The organism is Nocardioides sp. (assembly GCF_034670285.1).
Classification (GTDB): Bacteria; Actinomycetota; Actinomycetes; order Propionibacteriales; family Nocardioidaceae; genus Nocardioides.
On the sequence record NZ_JAXMNS010000403.1, the window covers coordinates 1 to 3,336 of the forward strand.

A 3,336-nucleotide genomic window follows, 5' to 3' on the forward strand; every position below is an offset into this window, starting at 1 on the left:
CCCAGCCGAGCGCGAGGACGAACAGCACCGACGGCACGGCGTACCGCTCGACGCCCTCGCCCTCGACGCCCACGCTGAGGTAGCGCAGCGCCGTCGTGGCGGCGACCACCGCAGCGGCCACGGCGAACGGCGCGCGGCGGTGCCAGCGGTCGATCGCCGGCACCGACAGGAAGGCAGCGACGGCGAGGAAGCCCCACACGATCGCCTCGAGGAACCAGAACTGCCAGTCGAGGGTCCAGCGCAGGCCGCCCTCGCTGCGATAGCTCACCGCGCCGTTGAGGTAGACCGCGGTGGTCCAGCGATAGTCGCCCGTGATGAGGGCGCACGCGGCGATCCACAGCGACGCCGGCACCGCCACGGTCGCGATCGAGCCGAGGATGCGACGCGTGCGCGCCCGTCGTCCCCGGGTGGGCAGCGTGAAGCGGGCCAGGTGGTAGCCGGCGACGGCCAGGAGCAGGTGCGCTCCGCCGGGGATGATCACCAGGTCGACGTGGGTGATGACCACGATGAGGATGGCGAGCGCCCGCATCACCACGCCGATCTCCAGCGGCGCCGACAGGGCCCGCGACCAGCGGCTCGTCCGTGACGGGCGGCACCGGTCGGCGAGCTCGGTGACGGTGAGGGTGGGCCAGCTGCGCGGCAGCTGACCGAGCGTCGAGCCGAGGCGGGTGGACAGCTCGACGAACGACAGCGAGTCGCCGCCGAGGCTGACGAAGCTGTCGTCGAGCCCGGCGTCCGGGCGGCCGAGGAGGACGGCGTACAGCTCGCGCAGCGACTCGGGCGTCACCTCGCGGACGGCCCCAGGGGTGGCGCCGGGGGCGGCCTCGCGGGTGGTGGGTGCCTGGGCGGCGCGGGCGAGCGCCACCAGGGCGGCCTGGTCGGGCTTGCCGGACGTCGTCCGGGGCAGCTCGTCGACCTGGTGCACGTGGACGGCCGAGGCGGGCAGGGCGTGGTGCTGCTGGAGGTGCCGGCGCACGGCCCCGGCGGTGCGCGGGCGGGTGGTGAAGGCGTGCAGGGCCTCGTCGACGGCGACGAGATGGACCGACGGGTCGACCTCGTGGAGGGCCGTCTCGATGCGACCCAGGTCGAGGCGGAGACCGAAGACCTTGGCCACCCGGTCGTGACGACCCACGATCTCGACGAGGCCGTCGGCGTCGATGCGAGCCAGGTCGCCGGTGAACAGCTCGGACAGGTCGGCCCCGCGCGCGAGGTCGGCCGGGCCGGTCGCGTAGCCCATCATCACGTTGGGTCCGCTGTAGACGAGCTCGCCGACGCCCTCGGCGTCCGGCTCGTGGAGTCGGAAAGCGCCCCCGGGCACGGCGATCCCCACGGCCGTCGGGCGCTCCTGCGCCAGCCGCGGCGGCAGGTAGGCCATGCGTGCCGTGGCCTCGGTCTGGCCGTACATCACGTAGAAGTCGTGGCCGTGGCGCTCGCCCAGCTCGGCCTGGGCGCGGACCTTCTCCGGCGCCATCCGGCCGCCGGCCTGGGTGACGTAGCGGAGGTGGGGCAGGCTGCTCAGTCGCGACTCCCCGTCGGCTGCGTCTGCGGCACTGCCTGCGGCTGTGAGGAGGTCGAAGGTGTAGGGGACGCCGGCGAGTCCGGTCACCTGGGTGTCGGCGGCGAGGCGCCAGAAGGCCTGGTCGGTGACCGAGTGGTCGCTCAGGACAATCGTGGCGCCGGCGACGAGGTGGCTGTGGAGCACCGACAGGCCGTAGCAGTAGTGCAGCGGCAGCGTCGTGATGGCGACGTCGGTGCTGCGCAGGTCGAGGTAGTCGGCGATCGAGCGCGCGTTGCTCAGCACGTTGGTGCGCGAGAGCCGCACGAGCTTGGGCGAGCCGGTCGAGCCGGAGGTCGAGAGCAGCAGCGCGAGGTCGGGGTGCGTCTCGGCGGGCTCGCCGCCGTCGTACCGGCTCTCGATCTCGGCACGCCGCGGGGCGGCAGCCTCGCCCGGCTCCAGCAGGAGCACGGGACGGTGCAGCGCGAGGGCGGCGAGATAGCTGACGACCCCCTCCAGGTCGGGACGCAGCGGCAGCACCAGCAGACCGGGGCCCGCGAGCGAGACGGCGCGCTCGGCCACCGCATCGGCGAGCTGCGCGTAGGTCAGCGCCGTGTCGCCGTCGACGAGGGCGACGTCGGTGGCGGCCCCGCCGAGCAGGAAGTGGTCGAGGGCGGGGTGGAGCGAGGGCCGGACGTCCGACTCGAGACTCATGCGTCGACCTCCTGGGGGAAGGCGAGCACCTCGCCGTTGACCTGGAGCAGCACCCGGTCGCCGGTCTGCGGCACCGAGTCGGCCGGGGTGCGGGCGGTGAGGATCTCGGGGTGGCCGTCGACGCGCACGCGCACGGTCGCGTCGTGGCCGAAGAAGCTGACGTCGACGACCGTCGCGGGCACGCCCTCGCCCGAGTCGTCGTCGTCGAGGCGGTCGGCGTCGGGACGGGAGACCTCGACCTGCTCGGGGCGGATCGCGAGCAGCAGCGGGCCGGCGTCGTGGAAGTCCTTCAGGGGCAGCGACCCGAGCAGGCTGGACGCCGTGCCGCCACCGTTGGTGGCGCCGGGCACGAGGGCGGCGTGGCCGAGGAACGTCGCCACGGCGGCATCGGCGGGCTCGAGGTAGACCCCGAGCGGGGTGCCGACCTGGAGGAAGCGGCCGCCGGCCATCACGGCCACCTGGTCGGCGAGCGAGAGCGCCTCGCCCTGGTCGTGGGTCACGAGCAGGGCAGCAGCCCCGGCGGTGCGGACGGCGCGGACGACGGCGCGGCCGGTCTCTTCGCGCAGGCCCGCGTCGAGGGAGGAGAAGGGCTCGTCGAGCAGCACCAGCGCGGGCCCGGGCGCGAGCGCGCGGGCAAGGGCGACCCGCTGCTGCTGGCCCCCGGACAGCTCGTGGGGGTAGCGCCCGGCGAGGTGGCTGCCGAGCTCGACGAGGTCGAGCATCTCTGCCACGCGGGCGCGGGTGTCGGCCTGCTTGGCGCGCCGACGGCTTCCGGTGAGTCCGAAGCCGATATTGGCGGCGACATCGAGGTGGGGGAAGAGCGCCCCCTCCTGCGGCACGTAGCCGATGTTGCGCGAGCGCGGCGGCACCGAGCGGCCACCGGGGGTCGCCGGCGTCATCAGCTCACCGCCGAGGCGGATCTCGCCCGCGGCTGCCTCGTGGAAGCCGGCGATGGTGCGCAGCAGGGTCGACTTGCCGCAGCCCGACGACCCGACCACGGCGGTCACCCCGTCGGGCACGGTCAGGTCGAGGCCTCGCAGGACCTCGGTGCCGGAGAAGCCGACGCGCAGGCCGGTGACCTGGAGGGCATTGAGGGCATTGAGGGCGTTGCTGGGGCTGGTGGTGGT

2 protein-coding genes are annotated in these 3,336 nt (G+C 74.3%); both read right to left on the bottom strand.

Annotation, left to right across the window (positions count from 1 at the left end):
- Positions 1-2,209, bottom strand: a 2,209-nt coding sequence (locus VOI19_RS16650) for an AMP-binding protein (protein ID WP_323794078.1), incomplete at its 3' end; no start/stop codon positions are given.
- The coding region (locus VOI19_RS16655; RefSeq protein WP_323794079.1) for an ABC transporter ATP-binding protein at positions 2,206-3,336 on the bottom strand (1,131 nt) is incomplete at its 5' end. The genes VOI19_RS16650 and VOI19_RS16655, both read right to left, overlap by 4 nt.